The 23551-nt window shown below is 53.1% G+C and carries 18 protein-coding genes and 2 tRNA genes; 5 read left to right on the top strand and 15 right to left on the bottom strand.

What is annotated here, in order from left to right; translation table 11 throughout:
• The first annotated feature begins 57 nt into the window (after positions 1-57).
• Positions 58-1698 (top strand): BCCT family transporter, encoded by a 1641-nt coding sequence (locus CIK78_RS14560; RefSeq protein ID WP_096281431.1) that lies wholly within the window; start codon positions 58-60, stop codon positions 1696-1698.
• A 54-nt stretch (positions 1699-1752) separates the two neighbouring features.
• Here the strand turns inward: CIK78_RS14560 and CIK78_RS14565 are convergent, their stop codons facing one another.
• Positions 1753-2550 (bottom strand): HAD family hydrolase, encoded by a 798-nt coding sequence (locus CIK78_RS14565; protein WP_096281433.1) that lies wholly within the window; start codon positions 2548-2550, stop codon positions 1753-1755.
• A 161-nt stretch (positions 2551-2711) separates the two neighbouring features.
• Here CIK78_RS14565 and CIK78_RS14570 point away from each other — a divergent pair, with 161 nt between their 5' ends.
• A complete protein-coding gene (locus CIK78_RS14570) occupies positions 2712-4652 on the top strand; it encodes an exoribonuclease II (RefSeq protein WP_096281435.1) in 1941 nt (646 codons plus the stop codon).
• A 117-nt stretch (positions 4653-4769) separates the two neighbouring features.
• Here the strand turns inward: CIK78_RS14570 and sucD are convergent, their stop codons facing one another.
• From sucD to sdhC, 9 genes are all read right to left on the bottom strand, one after another.
• Positions 4770-5642 (bottom strand): succinate--CoA ligase subunit alpha, encoded by an 873-nt coding sequence (gene sucD, locus CIK78_RS14575; protein WP_096281437.1) that lies wholly within the window; start codon positions 5640-5642, stop codon positions 4770-4772.
• Positions 5642-6808, bottom strand: a complete 1167-nt coding sequence (gene sucC, locus CIK78_RS14580) for an ADP-forming succinate--CoA ligase subunit beta (protein WP_008958560.1) — start codon at positions 6806-6808, stop codon at positions 5642-5644. The genes sucD and sucC overlap by 1 nt, the downstream gene beginning before the upstream one ends.
• 177 nt (positions 6809-6985) lie before the next feature.
• Positions 6986-8425, bottom strand: a complete 1440-nt coding sequence (gene lpdA, locus CIK78_RS14585) for a dihydrolipoyl dehydrogenase (RefSeq protein ID WP_096281440.1) — start codon at positions 8423-8425, stop codon at positions 6986-6988.
• 126 nt (positions 8426-8551) lie between these two features.
• Entirely contained in the window at positions 8552-10150 is a 1599-nt protein-coding gene (odhB, locus tag CIK78_RS14590) for a 2-oxoglutarate dehydrogenase complex dihydrolipoyllysine-residue succinyltransferase (RefSeq protein WP_096281442.1), read from the bottom strand.
• 38 nt (positions 10151-10188) lie between these two features.
• Positions 10189-13023 carry a 2-oxoglutarate dehydrogenase E1 component gene (locus tag CIK78_RS14595; protein ID WP_096282398.1) on the bottom strand — a complete coding sequence of 945 codons (2835 nt, stop codon included), beginning with the start codon at positions 13021-13023 and terminating at the stop codon, positions 10189-10191.
• A 395-nt stretch (positions 13024-13418) separates the two neighbouring features.
• A complete protein-coding gene (locus CIK78_RS14600) occupies positions 13419-14129 on the bottom strand; it encodes a succinate dehydrogenase iron-sulfur subunit (protein ID WP_096281444.1) in 711 nt (236 codons plus the stop codon).
• A gap of 27 nt (positions 14130-14156) precedes the next feature.
• Positions 14157-15929: a succinate dehydrogenase flavoprotein subunit gene (sdhA, locus tag CIK78_RS14605; protein WP_096281446.1), complete on the bottom strand. Its 1773-nt coding sequence runs from the start codon at positions 15927-15929 to the stop codon at positions 14157-14159.
• Between the two features lie 3 nt (positions 15930-15932).
• Positions 15933-16280 (bottom strand): succinate dehydrogenase, hydrophobic membrane anchor protein, encoded by a 348-nt coding sequence (sdhD, locus tag CIK78_RS14610; protein WP_096281448.1) that lies wholly within the window; start codon positions 16278-16280, stop codon positions 15933-15935.
• Positions 16274-16651: a succinate dehydrogenase, cytochrome b556 subunit gene (gene sdhC / locus CIK78_RS14615; protein WP_217990287.1), complete on the bottom strand. Its 378-nt coding sequence runs from the start codon at positions 16649-16651 to the stop codon at positions 16274-16276. The genes sdhD and sdhC overlap by 7 nt, the downstream gene beginning before the upstream one ends.
• A 501-nt stretch (positions 16652-17152) precedes the next feature.
• Here sdhC and gltA point away from each other — a divergent pair.
• Positions 17153-18439: a citrate synthase gene (gene gltA, locus CIK78_RS14620; protein ID WP_096281452.1), complete on the top strand. Its 1287-nt coding sequence runs from the start codon at positions 17153-17155 to the stop codon at positions 18437-18439.
• Between the two features lie 676 nt (positions 18440-19115).
• Here gltA and CIK78_RS14630 read toward each other — a convergent pair.
• The 3 genes from CIK78_RS14630 to gltX all read right to left on the bottom strand — a co-directional run bounded on the left by CIK78_RS14630 (position 19116) and on the right by gltX (position 20905).
• A tRNA-Glu gene (locus CIK78_RS14630) sits at positions 19116-19191 on the bottom strand.
• Positions 19192-19218: 27 nt separating this feature from the next.
• Positions 19219-19294 (bottom strand) — tRNA-Ala (locus CIK78_RS14635).
• Between the two features lie 129 nt (positions 19295-19423).
• On the bottom strand, positions 19424-20905 hold the full coding sequence (gene gltX, locus CIK78_RS14640) for a glutamate--tRNA ligase (protein WP_096281456.1): 1482 nt from the start codon (positions 20903-20905) through the stop codon (positions 19424-19426).
• A 283-nt stretch (positions 20906-21188) separates the two neighbouring features.
• Here gltX and CIK78_RS14645 point away from each other — a divergent pair, with 283 nt between their 5' ends.
• Entirely contained in the window at positions 21189-21713 is a 525-nt protein-coding gene (locus CIK78_RS14645) for a helix-turn-helix domain-containing protein (RefSeq protein ID WP_096281458.1), read from the top strand.
• Positions 21714-21718: 5 nt separating this feature from the next.
• On the opposite strand, the gene CIK78_RS14650 is transcribed toward CIK78_RS14645, so the two are convergent.
• Positions 21719-22303, bottom strand: a complete 585-nt coding sequence (locus CIK78_RS14650) for a hypothetical protein (protein WP_096281460.1) — start codon at positions 22301-22303, stop codon at positions 21719-21721.
• Between the two features lie 147 nt (positions 22304-22450).
• Here CIK78_RS14650 and CIK78_RS14655 point away from each other — a divergent pair, with 147 nt between their 5' ends.
• Positions 22451-23257, top strand: a complete 807-nt coding sequence (locus CIK78_RS14655; protein ID WP_096281463.1) for a sulfite exporter TauE/SafE family protein — start codon at positions 22451-22453, stop codon at positions 23255-23257.
• A 135-nt stretch (positions 23258-23392) separates the two neighbouring features.
• Here CIK78_RS14655 and CIK78_RS18105 read toward each other — a convergent pair whose 3' ends face one another.
• Positions 23393-23521, bottom strand: a complete 129-nt coding sequence (locus CIK78_RS18105; RefSeq protein WP_255249108.1) for a hypothetical protein — start codon at positions 23519-23521, stop codon at positions 23393-23395.
• Positions 23522-23551: the final 30 nt, after the last annotated feature.

The raw sequence follows: 23551 nt of genomic DNA on the forward strand, positions 1-23551 counted from the left end.
CTGCGTAACTTCATGATGGGGTTTTAGTTAGCATGCTCCAATGAGGAATAATTGGTTATGAGCACTCCCAATGAGTCGGAGCCGCACTCGGTTGCAGATGACATGCAAACCGACTACGTCGTCGGCCAGGACAATATTAAGGGGCAGTTTGGCCCCATCGGCTTCGATATCCACAACCGCGTCTTTATGGTATCGGCACTGGCCTCGGCCACATTCATCATACTCACACTGCTGTTTCCCGAACGAGCGGAAAGTATTTTCCAGTCCATTGTCGCTTTCTCAACGGGCACGCTGGACTGGTATTTCATGATTTTGGTCGATTTCTTTATTCTGTTTTGCTTAGCGCTGGTTGTTCTGCCTTATGGATCAGTCAGGCTGGGCGGTGCCGATGCACGACCCGACTATAGCTACCTCTCCTGGTTCGCGCTGCTATTTACCGCAGGTATTGGCATTGGCCTACTGTTCTTTGGCGTACTGGAGCCGGTTTATCATGCCAACGTTTCGCTGCCACTGGGCATTGAGTCACCGTTCGGTGCCAATGGCGAGCTGAACCCTGAAGCTGTTGCTAACGCCAGTGCGATGGGCCTTGCAGGCACCTATCTTCACTGGGGTATACATGGCTGGGCAGTTTATGTAGTCATGGCATTAGGGCTAGGTCTGTTTACCTATAATAAGGGTCTACCCTTCTCGATTCGCTCGGTATTTTTTCCGATACTGGGTGATCGTGTCTGGGGCTGGTGGGGCCATGTGATCGATATCCTGGCGGTATTTTCCACCTTATTTGGGTTGGCTACATCGCTTGGGTTAGGGGCACAGCAGGCCAATGCGGGGATGAACTTCGTCTTCGGTATGGAAGTAAACACCACGACCCAGGTCATCGTGATCGTACTGGTCACGGCGGCGGCTCTGGTCTCGGTCTGGCGTGGACTAGAGGGGGGCGTTAAAAAGCTCTCCGAAATTAATATGGTGCTGGCGGTCCTGTTCTTCTTCTTCGTACTGCTTGCTGGTCCGACCTTGCTAGCCTTAACCGGATTCTGGTCGGGACTCACCACCTATGTCACTGAGTTTCTGCCGTTATCAGCGCCCTTTGGTCGTGACGACGATGCCTATCGCCAGGCCTGGACAATTTTCTACTGGGCTTGGTGGATCAGTTGGGCACCTTTCGTCGGTATGTTTATCGCCCGTGTATCAAAGGGCCGTACGGTGCGTGAATTCATACTTTGTGTATTGCTGGTTCCCAGCCTGTTTATCTTTATCTGGATGGGCGTATTTGGCTCAACGGCGCTTGAACAGCTCTATGCTGACCCGACAACCAGCCTGGTCAAAGAGTACGTGATCGACAATTACAGACCCGAGCTTTCGCTGTTCGGCATGCTGAATGAGTTACCACTGACAGGCCTGATGTCGACGCTTGGCATTATTCTGGCGCTGATTTTCTTTATCACATCGTCAGATTCAGGCTCTCTGGTAATTGATACCATCACTGCCGGTGGGAAAATTGATGCCCCCCGCCCACAGCGGATGTTCTGGGCAATCATTGAAGGTCTGATAGCGATTGTGCTGCTTATCGGCGGTGGCCTGACCGCACTTCAGGCAGGCGTCACCGCGACGGCCATTCCGTTCTCGATCGTGATGCTGCTGATGTGTTATTCAATCATCAAAGCGCTTAATAGCGAACTGCGTCTGATACGCTCCTGAAAAGAACATCCCTGCGGAGAGATCAGCAGGGATGTTTAATGTGTTCCTCAACGCTTAAAGCTTAAACCGCTGTTGCAGCCACTTGGCAACAGCGGCGTCCCCATGATGGCCGATACGCTCGGCACCCTTTACGCGATCAAATAGTGCCGGGTGGGCATTAGCCATTACCTGTGCCTCCCCTGCCAAGTTGAGCATTTCGGTATCGTTGAGATTATCTCCAAAGGCTAGGCACGCCGCCGGGGTTAAATCTAATCGTTCAAGCAGCGCTGCTAACGCTACGCCTTTGTTGACCCCACCCGCCATAATTTCCAGCGAATAATCTGTTGAATAGGTAATGTGCAGCGCGTCGCCATAGGCCTCTTGAACCTGAGCTTCAAGGCGTTTTAGCGCATTAGGATCACCTAAATAGAGCACTTTGCCGACGCCACTGCTATCCATCTGTGCGGGGGGAACTACCTGATAGCGAAAACCGGTGGACGCGTGCAGGGTGAGCAACTGCGGAGCATCCTGGTCAATATGCCAGCCGCTTTCGCGGTACAGATTAAGCCGCACTTCCGGCGGACGCGGCAGATTGATCAGCGCCTGCGCGTGCTCAGCCGCCAAGTGAGATGACGCCAGCAGCCTGCCTGCCGGATCGTGAACATAGGCACCGTTGGTACTGATCAGATGCGCAGGGATCGCTAGCTGATCGCGAAACACCTTCATATCATCATAGTGACGGCCCGAGGCAAGCGCCACATGATGGCCTTGCTTGACCAGCGATCGCAGTACCTCAACCGTGCTGGGGTGTAGCGTGTGGTCGCCCCCTAACAGGGTTCCATCCAGGTCAGAAACAATCAGGCGAGGTGTCATAGCGCGCTCCATGGGCGTGGCTGTTTAGCTTAACCGATTCGGCTGAGCGCTTGTAAGCCTTTGACTCGCCGTCATCAGCGCCAACTTCGCATGGCGACAATTGGCGCGGCCTGCGGGAATCCGTATAGTGGCACCCTAACTCTCGCCAACTGATTGAGCTCATGCTTCAGAATAACTCCATGCTTGCCCAGCTCAAGCAACAGATTCGTCAAACCACCCCCCGCGCTGAAGGGGTGATCAAAGCCACCGACAAAGGCTTCGGTTTTCTCGAAACCGACGACGGTGAATCTTATTTCGTGCCGCCGCCGGCCATGAAGCAAGTGCTTCACGGTGATCGCGTGGAAGCGGTTATCCACGAGAACGGTGACAAAAAATCCGTTGAGCCCGAAAAGCTGATTGAGGCTGGGCTGGATCGATTTGTGGCCCGCGTGCAAAAGCGTGAAGGTCGGCTTGCCGTGGTACCCGATCATCCGTCGATTAAAAATGTGATCAAGGCGCGGATTAAAAACAGCCTTGATGAAAACAGCATTGCCGACGGTGACTGGGTCGTTGCGCGCCTGGTGCGTCATCCACTCAAAGCCGATGACCGCGCCTTCTTTGCCCAGATTGATGAGCTGGTTGCTAAAAGTGATAACCCGGCCGTGCCATGGCGCGTTACCCTGGCCCGCCACGCGCTGGAGCAAGAATGCCCCGATGCAGGCAGCGAATGGCCTTTGCATGATGAAGGCCTTACCCGCGAAGATTTAACGTCCACGCCCTTCTTCACCATTGATGGTGAGAAAACCCGCGATATGGATGATGCTTTGCACGTCGCCATCCGTGCCGAAGGCGGCTGGCGTTTAAGCGTGGCCATTGCCGACCCCACCGCCTACGTGGAAGAAGGCCATGCCGCTGATTTAGAAGCCCGCGTTCGCGCCTTTACCGTTTACCTGCCTGGCCAGAATGTCACCATGCTGCCTGAACAGCTGGCCGACGACCTCTGCTCGCTGTGGGAAAACCAAGATCGCCCCGCGCTAGCCTGCACGCTGGACATCAATGCCGACGGCAGCCTGGGCGAGTATCGCTTCTTTGCAGCCAATGTTAAGTCCCACGCCAAGCTTGTTTATGACAACGTTTCTGACTGGATTGAAGGCCAAGGCGACTGGGCACCGGCGGACGATATCGCCGAGCAGCTCTCAGCGCTGCGCGACTTAACCGAAGCGCGTACCGCTTGGCGCAACGAACACGCACTGGTGTTTAAAGACCGCCCGGACTACGTCTTTGATTTGGATGCGGCCGGTAACGTATTGGCAGTGCGCACCGAAGAGCGCCGCATTGCCAACCGCATGATCGAAGAATCGATGATTGTGGCCAATGCCTGCTGCGCCGACTTCTTGGCAAACAACATCGGCCACGGGATCTTTAACGTGCACCGCGCGTTTGAACCGGAAAAAGCCGAAGCCGCCCAGGAATTCCTGGCAGGCCAGGAGATCGTGGTAGATCGCGAAGCGTTAACCGAGCTTGCCCGCTACACCGAGCTTAAGCGCGCACTGGAAAGCCGCGATGACGCTTGGCTAGACGCTCGCCTGCGCCGCTTTCAAGGCTTCACGATGATGTCGGCACAGCCTGGCCCGCACTTTGGCCTGGGTCTTGCGGCCTACGCCACCTGGACCTCGCCAATCCGTAAGTACGGCGACATGGTCAACCACCGCCTCATCAAACTTGTGCTTAAAGGCGAACAGGCCCCCGCCGAAGCTACTCAGCAGCTCACCGAGCAGTTGACGGAGCGCCGTCGCTTGAATCGTATGGCCGAGCGCGATGTTAAAGACTGGCTTTACGTCCGCTATCTAACGCCTGCCGCGCAGAATCAAGACACGTTTGAAGCCGAAGTTATGGCCATCAATCGTGGCGGCATGCGCGTTCGTCTGCTTGAAAATGGCGCAACGGCGTTTGTGCCCGCCCCCTTAATGCACAGTGATCGCAGCAAAGTGGTGATTGATGATAAAGAGGGCCGTATTCAGATCGAAGGAGAAGAACGCTATAAGCTGGGCGATCCGCTTCGCGTCGTGCTGACCGAAGCCCGCGAAGAGACGCGCTCACTGGTCGCTAAGCCTGCTGTTTAACGACAAAACACGACGTTAGTCAAAACGGCGCTTATTTAAGCGTCGTTTTTTTATAGGCAAAAAAAAAAGAGCACCCGAAGGTGCTCTTTTGAAGCGTCAACGCTAACCGACCGGCACTTACCAGCCAGTGACTTCTTTTAGCGCATCGCCAATTTCAGCCAAAGAGCGCACGGTTTTAACACCGGCGTCTTCAAGGGCCGCAAACTTCTCGTCAGCGGTGCCTTTACCGCCAGAGATGATCGCGCCCGCATGGCCCATACGCTTGCCAGGAGGTGCAGTAACACCGGCAATGTAAGAAACCACTGGCTTAGAAACGTGGTCTTTAATGTAAGCCGCCGCTTCTTCTTCAGCCGTACCGCCGATTTCACCGATCATAACGATGGCTTCGGTTTTCGGGTCTTTCTCGAACATCTCAAGGATGTCGATGAAGTTAGAACCAGGAATCGGGTCGCCACCGATGCCAACACAGGTAGACTGACCAAAACCGTGATCAGTTGTCTGCTTAACGGCTTCATAGGTCAAGGTACCTGAACGCGATACGATGCCGACGCGGCCTGGCAGGTGAATGTGCCCTGGCATAATGCCGATTTTGCATTCACCCGGTGTAATAACACCTGGGCAGTTAGGGCCGATCAGACGTACGCCCAGCTCGTCGCATTTAACTTTTGCTTCGAGCATATCTAGCGTAGCGATGCCTTCAGTGATACACACAATCAGCTTGATACCGGCATTCGCCGCTTCAAGGATTGAGTCTTTACAGAATGGCGCCGGTACGTAGATAACGCTAGCTTCCGCGCCGGTTTTCTCTACCGCTTCTTTAACGGTGTTAAACACGGGCAGACCGAGGTGCGTTTGGCCGCCTTTGCCCGGCGTAACACCACCGACCATTTGCGTACCGTAGGCAATCGCCTGCTCGGAGTGGAACGTGCCCTGGCCACCGGTAAAGCCCTGGCAGATGACCTTGGTGTTCTTATCGATCAGGATGCTCATTACTTGCCCTCCGCCGCTTTAACGACCTGCTGAGCCGCGTCGGTCAGACTGGTAGCCGCGATGATATTCAGACCGCTAGACGCTAATTTTTCAGCACCCAGCTCGGCGTTGTTACCTTCTAGACGTACGACAACCGGCACATTGACGCCGACTTGCTCAACGGCACCGATAATGCCTTCAGCAATCATATCGCAACGTACGATACCGCCGAAGATGTTAACCAGTACGGCTTTAACATTGTCGTCAGACAGGATGATTTTGAACGCTTCAGCTACGCGCTCCTTGGTTGCGCCGCCGCCGACGTCCAAGAAGTTTGCTGGCTTGCCGCCGCTCAGGTTAACGATATCCATCGTACCCATGGCCAGGCCTGCGCCATTTACCATGCAGCCGATGTTGCCATCAAGCGCCACATAGTTAAGCTCCCACTTCGCCGCATCGGCTTCGCGCTGGTCTTCTTGAGACGGGTCGCGCATAGCTTGCAGGTCTGGGTGGCGGTACAGCGCATTGCTGTCGAGGCCCAGTTTGGCGTCGAGGCAGTGCAGATTGCCTTCTTCGGTGACAACCAGCGGGTTAATTTCCAACAGCGCCAAGTCTTTGTCGTGGAACAACTGCGACAGACCCAGGAAAATCTTGGTGAACTGTTTGATCTGGTCGCCTTTCAGGCCCAGTGCAAACGCTAGTTCACGCGCTTGGTACGGCTGTGCGCCGACCAGCGGATCGATTTCTGCTTTAAGAATTTTTTCCGGCGTTTCTTCTGCCACTGTCTCGATCTCTACACCACCTTCGGTAGAAGCCATGAAGACAACGCGACGGGTAGTCCGATCAACAACAGCGCCGAGGTACAGCTCGTCAGCAATGTCAGTGCAGGTTTCAACCAGAATCTTGGCAACCGGCTGACCTTTTTCGTCAGTTTGGAAGGTTACTAAGTTCTTGCCTAACCATTTTTCTGCGAATGCTTTGGCTTCAGCCGGATCTTTGATCAGCTTAACGCCACCCGCTTTACCGCGGCCACCAGCGTGAACCTGGGCTTTAACAACCCACATGTCTCCGCCGATTTTTTTGCAAGCTTCTTCCGCTTCTTCGGGGGTGTCGACAGCAAAGCCTTTAGACACTGGTAGACCATAGTCGGCAAACAGCTGTTTACCTTGATACTCGTGAAGATTCATCGATTCATGCCATTGGTTGCATGTGACTCGAACGATGATCAGTTTTCTTTTAAGAGCAGTCTTACAAGAACGGTCTTAAAAGAACTGGTCATCCCCGTTCTTTCGATCTTTGCGTATGACGACAAAGCCGAAAGTGTTGCGCCACCCATAGGTGGCGCTTCGTTGTTGCTTACTGAATTATTTACGCTTCTTGCGATTGGCCATATGGATCGCATGGCCGTCTACTGCAAGCGCTGCTTCGTGCACAGCTTCCGACATAGTCGGGTGTGCATAGCAGGTTAGGGCCAGGTCTTCAGCGCTAGAGCCGAATTCCATTGCAATCACGCCCTGGGCTATCATTTCACCGGCGTGCTGACCCACGATGTGCATACCGAGAATACGGTCGGTTTCTGCATCAGCGATGATCTTGGCGCTACCTTCGGTGGCGTTATTAGCCATCGCACGGCCGCTGGCCGCGAAGGGGAAGGTACCGGTTTTGACTTCGATACCCTTAGCTTTGGCATCTTGCTCAGTGATGCCGACCCACGCCACTTCCGGGTAGGTATAGATGACGCTAGGAATAGTGTCGTAGTTCATCTCGGCTTTATGGCCCGCGATAATATCGGCGACCATAATGCCTTCTTCAGACGCTTTGTGTGCCAACATCGGGCCACGTACGCAGTCACCGATAGCGTAAACGCCCGGCACATTAGTACGGCACTGGTCATCGACAAAAATGAAGCCACGCTCGTCAAGCTCAATGCTAACGCCATCGGCAATCACGCCTTTGGTGTACGGGCGACGACCCACGCAAACGATGAGCTTATCAAACGTCATTTCCTGCTCGCCGTTGGCATCGCTATATGTCACAACGACTTCTTCGCCTTTAACTTCAGAGCCGGTCACGCGCGCGCCAAGCTTAATATCCAGGCCCTGCTTCTTGAGCAGTTTCTGAGTTTCTTTGGCAACGGTGGCATCCACCATTGGCAAGAAGGAGTCCATCGCTTCAAGCACGGTCACTTCAGAACCTAAACGGTTCCATACGCTGCCCAGCTCAAGGCCGATAATGCCTGCACCAATAACGCCTAAACGCTTAGGTGTTTCGGTGAATTCCAATGCGCCGGTAGAATCAACAATCAGGCCTTCAGTCAACGGCGTCGGCGGAATTTCAACCGGCACAGAGCCTGCGGCAATAACGATGTTATCGGCGTCGTAAGTAGAGGTGTTGCCCTCAGCATCGGTGACTTCAACCTGCTTGCCAGAAATCACTTTAGCGGTGCCTTCGAGAGCCGTTACACCGTTGGCTTTGAAGAGGCCAGAGATGCCGCTGGTCAAGTTCTTAACGATCTTGTCCTTGCGCGCAACCATCTTGGCAACGTCCATCGTGACGTCACCTGCCTGAATACCCATATCATCAAAATCGTGCTTGGCTTCGGCAAACTTGTGCGAGGCTTCAAGCAACGCTTTAGACGGAATACAGCCTACGTTCAAGCACGTGCCGCCGTGAACGACATTGCCTTCTTTGCCGATCCATTTTTCGACACAAGCCGCTTTCAAGCCCATCTGGGCTGCGCGGATAGCGGCAACATAACCACCAGGGCCGGCACCGATGACGATCACATCAAACTTATCAGCCATGTTGGCTCCTTTAGCTTGCTAGCCTCTCACCAGCTATTGACTTAAATCGGGCGAGAGGCAGTGTGCGATTGCAAATACATCCTGATTAAGCTTAAGCGCCGGCGTTAACAACGGCGCAAAGACTTATTAGACATCCAGCAGCAGACGTGCGGGATCTTCCAGCAATTCTTTCAACGTAACCAAGAAGCGAACGGCGTCTTTGCCGTCGATCATACGGTGGTCGTAGGAAAGCGCCAGATACATCATCGGACGAATTTCAACCTTACCGTTGATGGCCATTGGGCGATCCTGGATTTTATGCATACCCAGAATGGCCGTTTGTGGCGGATTGATAATCGGTGTCGACATCAAAGAGCCAAAGGTGCCGCCATTGGTGATGGTAAAGGTGCCGCCGATCATGTCGTCCATGCCCAGCTTGCCATCACGACCACGCTTACCGAAGTCGACAATCGAGCGCTCAACGTCAGCAATTTTCATGCTGTCGGTATCACGCAGTACCGGCACAACCAAGCCACGGTCAGTGGATACCGCAACGCCGATATCTTGGTAGCCGTGATAAACGATATCGGTGCCGTCGATAGACGCGTTCACGTCAGGGAAACGCTTAAGCCCTTCTGAAGCGGCTTTTACAAAGAAGCCCATAAAACCCAGCTTGATATCGTGGGCTTTTAAGAAGGTATCTTTGTACTGCGCACGCAGGGCCATGATTGCGGTCATGTCCACTTCGTTATAAGTGGTCAGCATGGCCGCGGTTTGCTGCGCCTCAACCAAACGCTTAGCAATCGTCTTGCGTAGGCGGGTCATGGGTACGCGCTTCTCAACGCGCTCGCCTTCAGCCACCGGTGCAGCGGCCGCTTTCGCCGGTGCAGCAGCCTTAGCAGCCTTCTTAGCGGAGCCGTCTTTCACTGCTTTCTGAACGTCTTCTTTCAAGATACGACCACCTTTACCGGTGCCCTCAATCTTGGCGACATCCAGGTCGTGCTCAGCAACCATCTTACGGGCAGACGGAGCAAGGATTTTGTCGCCCACTTTCTCATCGGCGCCATCATCATCGCTGCTGCTGCTGTCTGCTTTAGCAGGCGCTTCATCAGCACCACTGCTATCGCCGCCAGCACCTTCAGTAAACACGGCCAGAATCGCTTCGGACTCTACCTGGCTACCCTCTTCGGCTTTAATTTCAGCCAGGGCGCCGTCTGCCGGTGCAACGACTTCCAGCACTACTTTGTCGGTTTCGATGTCGGCAAGCACTTCATCGCGCTTAACCGCTTCGCCTACTTTTTTGTGCCACGTCGCCACGGTGCCTTCCTGAATCGACTCAGGAAAGCTGGGAGCTTTTACATCGTGCTTTTTGCCACCACCGTTACCGCTACTGGCAGGCTTGTCTTGCTTCTCTTCAGACGACTTGTCGTCAGATTTCTCGGCGGGCTTTTCAGCACTGTCATCGTCAGAAGATTTCTCTTCTTTTTTATCGCTGTCACCAGACGCACTGCCTTCGCCAATTTTGCCAAGCACCTGCTCTGACTGAACGGTATCGCCCTCTTCGGCCATTACGTCAGTCAGAACGCCAGCTTCTGGGGCGACGACTTCCAACACCACTTTGTCAGTTTCAATTTCAACAATCAGTTCGTCACGCTCAACGCGATCACCCGGCTTTTTATGCCACGCCGCCACACTGCCTTCGGCAACGGATTCCGGAAAGGTTGGCGCTTTGATCTCAGTAGCCATGTCGTTTCCCTTATGTGTTCTCTAAATCCAGTGGCCGCTTATAGATTAAAAGCGTCTTCCACCAGCTGGCGCTGCTGCTCAGTATGGACGGACATATAGCCGGCTGCCGGAGCAGCAGAGGCAGGACGTCCTGCGAATTTCAAATCGCGCCCGAAGCCATCTTTCAACATATCGGCCACCGCACGTATATTGTGCTGACTAGAGTACCAGGCGCCTTGGTTCAGCGGCTCTTCCTGACACCACACAATGTGTTCTACGTTGGTATAGTCCTTAAGCGCTTCCAGAAGCTCTTCTTTCGGGAAGGGATAAAGCTGCTCAAGGCGTAGAATCGCCGTGTCCTCACGCTCATTCTCCGCGCGCGAAGCTGCCAAGTCGTAATAAACCTTGCCAGCGCACAGTACAACACGTGTGACCTTTTCCGGTGCCAGGTCCGCTTGATCAGCAAGCACCATGTGGAACTTGCCGTGGGCAAGATCTTCAAGGCTCGAGATCGCTTCTTTATGACGCAGCAGCGATTTAGGTGTCATCACCACAAGAGGCTTACGCAGCGGACGGATCACCTGACGACGCAGCAAATGATAAATCTGCGCAGGCGTCGTCGGCACACATACTTGCATATTGTGCTCGGCACACATCTGCAAGAAACGCTCTAAGCGTGCTGAGGAGTGCTCCGGGCCCTGGCCTTCATAGCCATGGGGTAGCAGCATGGTTAAACCACACACACGGCCCCACTTCGTCTCACCTGAGGAGATGAACTGGTCCACTACCACCTGGGCACCGTTAAAGAAGTCACCAAACTGAGCTTCCCAGATCACCAAGTCATTCGGCGCGGTCGTTGAGTAGCCATACTCAAATGCCAGCACCGCTTCTTCCGACAGGAAGGAGTCGTGAATGGTGAAACACGGCTGCCCATCGGTCATATTCTGCAGCGGAACATAGGTCGAGCCGTCTTTCTGGTTGTGCACCACCGCATGGCGATGAGAGAAAGTACCGCGTCCTACGTCCTGCCCGGTAATACGAATCGGGTGACCTTGTTCTAGCAACGTGGCGTAAGCGAGAGTTTCTGCAAACCCCCAGTTAAGTGCCAGCCCACCGGCCTGCATCTTGCGCCGATCTTCATAAATCTTAGCAACCTGGCGCTGGACTTCGACACCGTCTGGAACCTCACACATGCGTGCGGCTAGCTGCTGCAGACGCTTCATCTCGAAGGTAGTGTCTGCATCGCCCGACCACTCATGACCCAGGTAGGGTGCCCAGTCAACAAACAGAGACTCATTGGGCTCTTGCACTAACGCATTGGCAACATGGTTACCGGCAACCAAATCGTTGCGATACGTTTCCACCATTTCTTTGGCGGATTCTTCTGACAGCACGCCCTGATCAACTAAGCGCTGGGCATACAGCGTGCGTGCAGAGGGATGGCCTTTGATTTTTGCATACATCATTGGCTGCGTGCCGGACGGCTCGTCAGCTTCGTTGTGACCGCGACGGCGGTAACAAACCAGATCGATCACCACGTCCTTTTTGAACTGCTGGCGATAGTCGAGAGCGACCTGTGTAGCATGCAGTACTGCATCCGGATCATCGCCATTAACATGAAAAATAGGCGCTTGAACCATCTTTGCAATATCAGTGCAGTATTCGGTAGAACGTGCATCCAGCGGATGTGACGTGGTAAAGCCCACTTGGTTATTAATCACAACGTGGACGGTACCGCCGGTCTTATAAGCACGGGTCTGGGACATCTGGAATGTCTCCATCACTACGCCCTGACCAGCAAAGGAAGCGTCACCGTGGACGTTGATAGGCAGCACTTTACTACCATCTTCATCCTTGCGGCGATCTTGACGAGCGCGAACCGAGCCTTCTACCACCGGCGCCACGATTTCTAGGTGCGATGGGTTAAACGACATGGCCAAGTGAACTTCGCCACCCGGAGACATGACGTTAGAACTAAAGCCCTGATGGTACTTAACGTCGCCTGAACCACGCTCGATGACTTTTTTACCATCAAACTCATCGATCAAATCAGTTGGGTTTTTACCCAAAATATTGACCAACAGGTTGAGTCGCCCGCGGTGTGCCATACCGATGACCACTTCCTTGGTGCCATAACCCCCGGCACGCTGGATGAGCTCATCCATCATTGGCACAAACGCTTCACCGCCTTCAAGGCCAAAACGCTTGGTACCTGGATATTTGGATGCTAGGTAATTCTCCAAACCTTCAGCCGCCGTCAAGCGCTCTAAAACGTGCTTGCGCACGTCAGCACTGAATTCGGGCGCACTGCGAACCGACTCAAAACGCCGCTGTAACCAGCGTTTTTCTTCTGTATCGACAATGTGCATGATTTCGCAGCCGATGGAGCGGCAATACGTGCGCTCCAGCGCATCCACGATATCGCGCAGCGGTGCTTTGTCGATGCCCAGAAAGAAAGAACCGGTTTGGAACTCGGTATCCAAATCAGCTTTTGAAAGCTGATGAAACGACAGATCGAGGTCCGGTACGGGGGTGGGATTACGCAGCCCTAGCGGGTCAATATTGGCCTTTTGATGACCACGGAAGCGATAGGCGTTAATCAGCTGCAGGACTTTCACCTGCTTTTTGTTCTCTCCGCTATCGGCAGCGGCAACTACGCGGCCCGGGCGATTTTCACGCCCCAGCTGGTAGAACTGATCACGTACTGGGCTTAGTGGGACATCGTGGGAGGCGCCGCCCTCGGGACGAGGCAGCTGATCAAAATAGCTGCGCCATTCGTCAAGGACAGACTCAGGATCTGCGAGGTACTGCTCGTAAAGCGCTTCCACGTAGTGAACATTGCCGCCACTAACGTGAGAGGAACGCCACATCAACTCCATTATGCCTTGTTGCATCTCTCGGTCACCCTGCACTGATGGGGTGGTATCGGTATCGTCGCAAGCGTGCGGCGACATCGCTGTTGCCCTGCCGGCGGGGCGATACATTTACCGGCGGCGCCGGCCAGCGGCCGGAAACCCTATTCATCTAACGATTTCTCATCAAGCAATTCTTCATCAAGCAATTCGTCGTCTAGCAATTCATCACCTAACGGTTCATAAGGCTTTTAATCTTCAGTTCATGCTCGAAAGCCGGTACCCAAGGCACCGGCTTTCAAACTTGCCTGGTCAGTAGTGCGACGCGACGCCGCACCACGTGACGAACCCTATGATAACAAGCGAAGCGCGATGATTTAAGTGGCATTGTTGCTCAACTTAAGCGCCGCCCGCTTTTTTACTCAAATGTCATACGTTTAGGTAGCATCGGCGAGTAGCATTTCGCGGATTTTACCAATCGCACGAGTAGGATTCAGGCCTTTTGGGCATACCGCCACACAGTTCATGATGCCACGGCACCGAAAAACCGAGAACGGATCTTCCAGGTTGCTCAGGCGCTCACTGGTGGCCGTATCACGAGAATCGGCCAGGAAGCGATATGACTGCAGCAGACCAGCAGGACCCACAAACTTCTCAGGATTCCACCAAAATGACGGGCACGACGTAGAACAGCATGCACACAGAATACACTCATACAGGCCATCTAGCTTGTCGCGCTCTTCCGGAGACTGTAGACGTTCAATAGCCGGCGCCGGCGTATCATTTTGCAGGTAAGGCTGAATACGCTCGTACTGCTTATAGAACAAGCCCATATCAACGACCATGTCGCGGATAACTGGCAAGCCAGGCAGTGGGCGCAGGGTCAGCTTGTTGTTTTTCACAACGTCTGACAGCGGCGTGATACAAGCCAAGCCGTTTTTGCCGTTCATGTTCATGCCGTCTGAACCACAAACGCCTTCACGGCAGCTGCGACGAAACGCCAGACCGCTGTCTTGCTCCTTCATTAGATGAAGAACATCCAGCACCATTACATCGCGGCCTTTGGTATCGACCTGAAACTCCTGCATATAAGGTGCGGAGTCGGTTTCCGGATTATAGCGGTATACGGATACCTGAAGATTGGACATAGTGACTCCCTCTCGTCAATGCGGAGTTTAGTAGGTACGAACCTTCGGTTCGAACGTATCAACAGTTTTCGGCTTGAAGTTAACGTCGCGCTGCTTCATTTGCTTAGTCAGCGGGAAGTAAAGCGAGTGCTTCAGCCAGTTGACATCATCACGGTCTGGATAGTCATAGCGCGAGTGGGCGCCACGGCTTTCTTTACGTTCAAGGGCAGCGATCGCCGTCGCTTCTGCCACTTCCATTAAGTTATCAAGCTCCAGCGCTTCCACACGTGCAGTGTTGAAGGCATTGGACTTATCCGGCAGGTAGGCATTACCGATCCGTCCACGCAGCTGCGCTAGCTTCTCGACGCCTTCCAGCATGTTTTTCTCTTCGCGGAATACGCCGAAGGAGGTCTGCATGATTTCCTGAAGCTCAGCTTTTAGCTCAGGAATGCTTTCGCCGCCTTCCGACTCATTCCAGCGATTGATGCGCTTCATTGCCAACTCAACGTCAGACTCAGAGGCATCCAGGTAGTCGACCCCTTCGTTCAGTGCACCTTCGATGAACATGCCCGCGGCACGGCCAAAGACCACCAAATCAAGCAGTGAGTTGCCGCCCAGACGGTTAGCACCGTGAACAGATACACACGCTGCCTCACCACAAGCGAATAGGCCGTTAACGATATGATCGTTACCGCTTTCGTCTTGTGTAATCGCCTGGCCATGAATGTTGGTGGGAATACCGCCCATCATATAGTGGCAGGTCGGTACGACCGGAATCGGGTCGGTAGCAGGATCGACATGAGCAAAGGTCTTAGAAAGCTCAACGATACCCGGCAAGCGCTTACCAAGAACGTCTTCGCCCAAGTGGTCAAGCTTCAAGAAGACGTGATCGCCCTTCTCACCACAGCCACGACCTTCCAAAATTTCCATGACCATCGAACGAGCAACCACGTCACGGCCGGCCAAATCTTTGGCGTTCGGTGCATAACGCTCCATAAAGCGCTCGCCGTCTTTATTGATCAGGTAGCCACCTTCACCACGACAACCTTCTGTGACCAGCGTACCCGCGCCGTAAATACCGGTCGGGTGGAACTGCCACATTTCCATGTCTTGCATCGGAAAACCGGCGCGCATTGCCATGCCAATGCCATCACCCGTATTGATCAAGGCATTGGTCGTGGAGGCGTAAATACGACCCGCACCACCGGTCGCCAGTACGGTGGCTTTCGATTTAACGTGAACCACTTCACCGGTTTCGATGCACATAGCGATGCAGCCAACCACATCACCGTCAGCATTTTTAACCAAATCTACCGCGTACCACTCATTGAGGAACACTGTGTTGTTCTTCAAGTTGTTCTGATACAGGGTGTGCAACAACGCGTGGCCGGTACGGTCAGCCGCGGCACAGGTGCGTGCAGCCTGGCCACCTTCACCAAAGTTTTTAGACTGGCCGCCAAACGGACGCTGATAAATGCGGCCGTTATCTAAGCGCGAGAACGGCAGCCCCATGTGCTCAAGCTCAAACACCGCCTTCGGGCCTTCGGAACACATATATTCAGCCGCGTCTTGGTCAGCAATATAGTCGCCGCCTTTAACGGTATCGTACATGTGCCAGCGCCAATCATCGTTCGGATCATCAGATGCAATCGCGCAAGTAATGCCGCCCTGGGCAGAAACGGTGTGAGAGCGCGTCGGGAAAACTTTTGATAACACGGCCGTCTTTTTGCCGGACTTCGCAAGCTCTAGAGCGGCTCGCAGGCCAGCGCCACCGCCACCAATAATAATGGCGTCAAACGTCAGGCTACGCAGATTAGACATGTATCAAGCTCCCCACAGAATTTGAATGCCCCACACCAAATACACGAAAATACCCAAAATAATGACAGCTTGGGCACCCATGCGCAGGCAAGTAGACTTAAGATAGTCAGTGGTTACGGTCCACAGGCCGATCCAGGCGTGTGCCGCGATGGCGATAAAGGCCAATAGCGAGAAAATTCGCATCCACGTTTGGTTGAACAGGCCGCTCCATGCGTAATAATCAAGGTTCGGATTAAACAGCAAGAAGCCGACGATAAAGACCGTATAAAGAGCCAGAATCACTGCGGATACGCGCTGCATCAGCCAGTCAGAAAGCCCACTACGGCCAAAGCTAGTGATGTTAGTTACCATACCCAAACTCCTGCCAAAATAATCAGAACGGCACTGACCACGACGGTGATCTGGGCCTTTTTCACGCCACCCTCAAGGGTCACACCAATGTCGGCATCCATCAGCAGGTGTTTAATACCGGCGACAAAATGGAATGCCAAGGCGGACAACAGCCCCCAAGCAATGAACTTAGCCAAGAAATTATTGGCTAACGCATTGCTAACGGCGTCAAAACCCGCCGGAGATGACAATGACTTACCTAGCGCCCAAAAAGCGAAAATCAGGCCAACGAACAGGATGACACCCGTGATGCGGTGTGTGATCGACGTCAATGCCGGTAGTGGGAAATGTATTGTAGATAGATCTAGGTTTACGGGTCGTTTGCTATTCACGGCTTTATACACACTCTCTTGGCCCGCTCTGCGACAGGTCGGGCATGGCCCGAGCGGGCAGTGGTTGCTGGAAGGGGCTCGGCCGTTGCCAAGTCGGGCACGACCACCTACCTGCCGGTCGCGCGCCGTGGATTATAAGAACCTTCGCCCTCGCTTACAAACCGAACTCAGGCATAAGTCGACTCTGTAGGAAAAAAATCCGTTTAGACCGAGTCGATTTTGCGCTGCAGCATGGTTATAGTGTCCATAGATTAGCAGATTGATAAGCTTGTTAACGTACTATGATAATCTATTCGTGATTTTTGACGCCTTCACATATTGTAGGCTTTTTTCAATCTTATACAAAAACCATTCACAACAATTATATCTGCACAGCTTACGCCTAGCGCATCGGATAATTGACAAAATGTCGCACACTTCTATAGTGGGCAGGCCTTTTCGCCGGCGCGGCATGCGCAGCAATGACTTTACGTCCCAACCCGAATTCGAAAGGAGGCCTGCATGGCTGACAGGAAAGCGACACTGACGGTAGACGGCATCGACAAACCGATCGAGCTACCTATGTACTCCGGCACACTTGGCCCCGACGTCATCGACGTACGTGAGCTCGGTGCTGAAGGCCTGTTCACCTACGACCCCGGCTTTATGGCCACCTCTTCCTGCCAGTCTGCCATTACCTATATTGATGGTGGTCAGGGCGTACTGCTGCATCGCGGCTACCCCATTGATCAACTGGCCAAAGAATCCAATTTTGTTGAGCTTAGCTACACCCTGCTATTTGGCGAGCTGCCCAGTGAAGAGCAGTACGCAGATTTTGAATCACGTATTCGCAATCACACCATGGTTCATGACCAGATTAATAACTTCTTCAAAGGGTTTCGCCGTGACGCGCACCCGATGTCTATTATGTGCGGCGTTGTAGGCGGCTTAGCGGCCTTCTACCATGACCATATGGACATCACTCAGCAAGAAGACCGCGAGATTAGTGCCATCCGTCTCATTGCGAAAATGCCGACGCTGGCGGCCATGTCACACAAGTATAACGTTGGCCAACCGTTCAACTATCCGCGCAATGACCTGAGCTATGCAGAGAACTTCCTCTACATGATGTTCAGCAACCCGTGCGAAGAGTACAAGATCAATCCGGTATACGCGAAAGCCATGGACCGCATCTTCATGCTGCATGCGGACCACGAGCAAAATGCCTCTACCTCGACAGTACGCCTTGCAGGCTCCACAGGCGCCAACCCGTTCGCCTGCATTAGCGCCGGCATCGCTGCACTGTGGGGCCCTGCTCACGGCGGTGCCAACGAAGCCGTACTAGCAATGCTTGACGAAATTGGTGACGATTCCGAAGAGAATATCCAGCGCTTTGTTGATAAGGCCAAGGATAAAGAAGACCCCTTCAAGCTAATGGGCTTCGGTCACCGCGTTTATCGCAACTTCGATCCGCGCGCCAAGGTGATGAAAGAAACCTGTGACGAGGTACTCGCCGAGCTAGGCATGGCTGACGACCCACAGCTCAAAATCGCCAAGCGCCTGGAACAGATCGCCCTGGAAGATGAATACTTCATTGAGCGAAAGCTGTATCCGAACGTTGATTTCTATTCTGGCATCATTTTGAAAGCGATGGGCATTCCAACCAATATGTTTACCGTGATTTTTGCGGTATCCCGCACCGTTGGCTGGATCTCACACTGGCACGAGATGCTCAGTGAAAGCTACAAAATCGGTCGTCCGCGCCAGCTGTATATCGGCCACGATAAGCGTGACTACCCAACGAAATAAGCCAGCAAAAATAAATCGACCTCTGCTAGGTTGATAGCAATGCGAAAAAGGCCACCTACGGGTGGCCTTTTTCGCATGAGCTGATCCCACCACCCGACATTCAAGCCCTTCTTTTCACCAGAGGCTATGCAGGATGAATCGCTACCGGCTAACGCCTTTAACACGATCGCCTCTTAGAGCCCGCCTTTCGCCCGTTAACGCAACAGCCATTGCGACTGCTAAGCAGCATAGTCCATCATCTTTTTCAGCCAGCGGCATTAGACTATTGGGCCACGCGATTAAGGCACTTTTAAGCATCAATAGCGCTTGACTTTTGAGGGCTAGCATCCAGAAAAATGTTTTCCACACTATCTGTGGATAACCCTGTTCACAACCACTACAAAACGTCCCGAAATCGCCATGAACAGTGGGCCAACCTTAAATTGGTCATTTTTTGACCTATTGTAAGTTGTTGTTTTTTAACATTTTAAAGTTATGTTCAAGTTTTTTGCGTCAACAACAACGAGTTGTGCACAACTTTTAGAAGGGATCAGAAAAAGTGGACAAGTCAAGCATAAAATCGTCTAAAAAAGATCGATTTGTAGCTTTTCTGTGAACGACAGAGATGCCAAAAACCAGCAAATGAGGAGACTCATTGCTAGAAAAAACAAACAGGAATCAGGGGATATCGATTTGATGGCGTCCCATAGGGGGTTCGAACCCCTGTTACCGCCGTGAAAGGGCGGTGTCCTAGACCACTAGACGAATGGGACATTACTACGTGAATTCACGAATCAAGATGGTGGAGCCTAGCGGGATCGAACCGCTGACCTCAACACTGCCAGTGTTGCGCTCTCCCAGCTGAGCTAAGGCCCCACATGTCGCGAAGACGGAGCGTATAATACTGATTATGATCATCTTGGTCAACAGCGAAAACGTCTATTTAGTTCTGACAAGATCAGTGACAAAAACAGGCGCTTTCGCCATGGCTATCTTAATGAGTTGTTACGCAATATCACGAAACTCTTTTTCAAAACGCTTGGCCTGCTTTTTCGAAACGCCGCCTAGCACGTCAATGGCACCACGCAAGCGGGCTCGAGTAATGTCAGAGCCGAGAATCGCCATCGCATCCATCACCGAGGTACTGGAAGTACTGCCAGTGATAGCAATAAATACCGGCGCGAGGAACACCTTCATTTTCAACTCAAAATGCTCGGCCAGCGTTTTTACCTCGTCAAGCAACGCCTCTTTATCCCATGCTGAAACGCCCTCAAAGCGCCAAACAAGGAACTGAAGCAGCTTAACCAGCTCTTCTTCATCAAGCTTCACGCTATCAAATGAATGCTTTGTTAACGCTGGCTGGCCTGCAAAGAAATGACCGGCGAGCGGCATTACTTCGGAAAGCGTTTCGACCCGGGGCCGCAACTGAGGCAGGATTTGCTTCACGTACGCTTCGTTGAAGGCCCATTCGCGCAGCGCTTTCAACAATGCATCGTCATCCAAGTCTTCACGGATATAAACACCGTTCAGCCACGTCAATTTTTCTAAATCAAAGACCGGACCACCCAGCGACACACGCGTCACATCGAAATCAGCGATCATTTCTGACAAGCTGAATTTTTCACGCTCGTCAGGCATTGACCATCCCATACGACCTAAATAATTGGTAACGGCCTGGGGCAAAAAGCCCATACGGCGATAATAATTAATCGACGTCGGATTTTTACGTTTAGAAAGCTTAGATTTGTCAGGGTTGCGTAGCAGCGGCATATGACACAGCACCGGCATTTCCCAATCAAAATACTCATACAGCAACTGATGCTTAGGTGCGGAATTAATCCACTCCTCACCGCGCAGTACGTGAGTAATGCCCATCAAATGGTCGTCGACAACGTTAGCCAAATGATAGGTCGGCATGCCATCTGACTTAAGCAGTATCTGTGCATCGACCTGGGCCCAATCCACTTCAATAGTGCCACGCAGCATGTCATTGACGACGCAAACACCTTCAGCAGGCACGTTCATACGCACCACAAAAGGCCAGTTCTCTTGCCGGCGGCGCGCTAGCTCACTCTCATCGAGCGCTAAGTCAGCGGATTTCAATGCCAAGTGCATACCCGCCGCTTTGCGTGCCTCACGCAGGTCATCTAACTCTTCACTGGTGCGGTAGCACTTAAACGCATGCCCCGCGTCTAAGAGCTGCTGAACATGCTGCGCGTAAATTTCGCCACGCTCGCTCTGCCGATACGGGCCATGAGGGCCACCGACATCAGGGCCTTCGTCCCATTCAAGGCCCAGCCAGTGCAAGGAGTCGAGAATCATCTGCTCCGACTCAGGCGTGGAGCGCACTTGATCCGTGTCTTCAATACGTAAAATAAATTGGCCGCCATGCTGACGCGCAAAACATAGATTAAAAAGCGCTATGTATGCCGTACCAACGTGTGGATCCCCGGTGGGAGAAGGTGCGATACGAGTACGTACGGTCATGAAAACGTCCTATGGCAAATATGCATGGCCATATTATACCCACCTTAGCCACAACCTACAGCGTCGCGCAGGGAACAATTGGCGTCCAAAAGCGTCATAAGGTGGGCTCAATGTTGCATGTCCCTTAATACGTGCTAAGTAAAGATCGATTAATACGGCACTGCAGCAACATCTTGAGTGAGCATCTCAAGAGTGAGTTAAGATATAACGCTTGGTTATAGTGCCACTATTCTTAGTGGATGGAACTCAACGAGCTTGTTAGCTCATTCAACAGGAAGATGAAATGGAATCGCTAGGCTCACGAATAAAGCAATTGCGGCTTCGAGCCAAGCTCAACAAAGCAGCGCTGGCACGCAAAGTTGGCGTGTCAGATGTCACCATTTCTTATTGGGAATCCGGGGCGATCAAACAGATCGGTCACGAACGCTTAGTTGCGCTTGCTGATGCCCTTGACTGTTCCCTGGCAACGCTCTTAGAAGGTGATAGTGCTCCTGAGCTTTTAACGTTGACGCATACCGGCCCACTCCCCTGGGAACAGGTACAAGCAACGAAAATAAGAGTCCCCAATCACCTGCCCATGACGATTGATTGGAAAGCACCGTGCGTTATGACCACGCCGGGTCCTGATACAGATTTTTCACCGGCCACCCCGGGTGATTTACTGTTGCTTGGCCCAACGCATGTATTCCACAAAGCGGGTCATTACGTTGTACAGCGCGACGATCGTTTCGTGATCGAGCACTTCGCCAAGGCTCCAAGCGATACTGCCATCCACGCAGTACTGTTAGCCCACTGGCATCCTGCCTAAAGCGTCTACCTCCCCGGACTCTCTAGCACCTCCACCTGGTCACGCGTGCGTCTTGGTTCACTCCCTACCAAAAAGCGCCGTGAGTAGGTGGCCACTTGGCCCAGCCCATGGCGGGATTGACTGACAAGCTCTCCCGCCAGGTGCTGGCCATTGTGACCAATGATTGCTTGTACCGCGACGGGTTGAACACTGCCCTCTGAAACATCAACACGCACGTCGTAACCACCATCGGGTAATCCGCTACCTGAACCAAATGGCCCCGCTGAAAATAGCCCGCCTTCTACCTGGGTGCGTGCTTGCCAGCGCACTCGGCTGATCTCACGTTCGACAATAATTCGTACCTGAGTACCGTCAGGCAAATTGCTTTCACCCTCGACCATTAAGCGCCGATCGGTGCGCAGCGATACATGTGTAGATAGCTCGACAATAAGCGGCGCAACGTCTTCTTCTACCGCGGATGACTCAGGGGGTGCTTGCTCAGGCTGCGCAGTCGCTACCGTGTCACTGGCCGGCGGCTCAGTTTCTCCACAGCCAGCCAGTAGCGCAGCAGACACGATCAATACGCCAGCGCGATTTATTATATTGCCCATACGAACTCCCAAAACGTTACCTAGCCTGCAGCTTACCACTGCATAGCGGCCGCCACAGCGGAATACGCCTTTTTGAATCCGCGGCACGCTCTACTTCCGGTACAATGTGCTTATCGTGCTAACAAGACACTTTCAGGAGCAGCAGCTTTGGATATCATTTGGTGGGTGGCATATGTGGCTTTGGGCGGTTTTGTTGGCCTCATGGCTGGCTTATTAGGCATCGGTGGCGGCGGCATTATGGTGCCGATTCTCACCTCGTTATTCGTGCTTCAAGGCGTGCCTCATGAGCACCTTGCCCACTTAGCCCTAGGCACCGCTATGGCGGCTATTATCCCAGCCTCCACCGCAAGCTTACTTTCCCACCATCGGCACGGGGCGGTTCGCTGGGATATCGTGCGTTTTATTACCCCAGGCATATTAGCGGGTACTTTTTTTGCAACCTTTGTTGCCGCACTTATTCCTACTCGCAGCCTGGCGATTTTTTTCGCCTGCTTTATGGTATTGATGTCGATTCAAATGCTGATAAACGTTAAGCCTAAACCCAGCCGCAGCCTGCCTAGCCCCGTTGGCGTAAGCGGAGTGGGGTTAGGTATCGGCGGCATTTCGGCGCTGGTCGCCATCGGCGGCGGCTCGCTGACGGTCCCCTTCCTCACCTGGTGCAACGTCACGCTTCCCCGCGCCATAGGTACCTCGGCAGCCGTAGGCTTACCCATCGCGCTGGCGGGTGCTCTTGGCTACATCATCAATGGCTGGGGCGTTTCGGGCCTACCCGACGCAACGCTAGGCTTTGTTTATCTGCCCGCCTTTCTATTAATGGCGCCCTTCAGCATCCTCATGGCACCTATCGGCGCAAAGCTCGCCCACAAGCTGCCCGTGGCGCTACTCAAACGAGTATTCGCCTTCCTGCTGATGGGGCTGGCCCTGCAGATGGTATATGCGGTGTTTACGGCTTAATGCACATAATGCGACGTTTAGTACAGATGCCTACACTAACCACTAACCCCTAACCACTAACCACTAACCACTAACCACTAGCTCACTCAAGCAGAGGAAGAACTTACCGGCATCGTTTTTTTGTTATTAGCGTGTCTAAAAAGCGATGTCATGCTTCTCCAGGGTTTGATATTGGCCCGCCTCAATTCGCAGTACCAGATAACCATAGCCGCCCACATCAACATTCTCCATGGTCAGCACTTCACGACAAAGCAGTCGAATCACACCATCATGGGTCACCAGTAGGTTAGCATG

It is taken from the genome of Halomonas sp. JB37, assembly GCF_002332255.1.
In the GTDB taxonomy this organism is placed as follows: domain Bacteria; phylum Pseudomonadota; class Gammaproteobacteria; order Pseudomonadales; family Halomonadaceae; genus Vreelandella; species Vreelandella casei.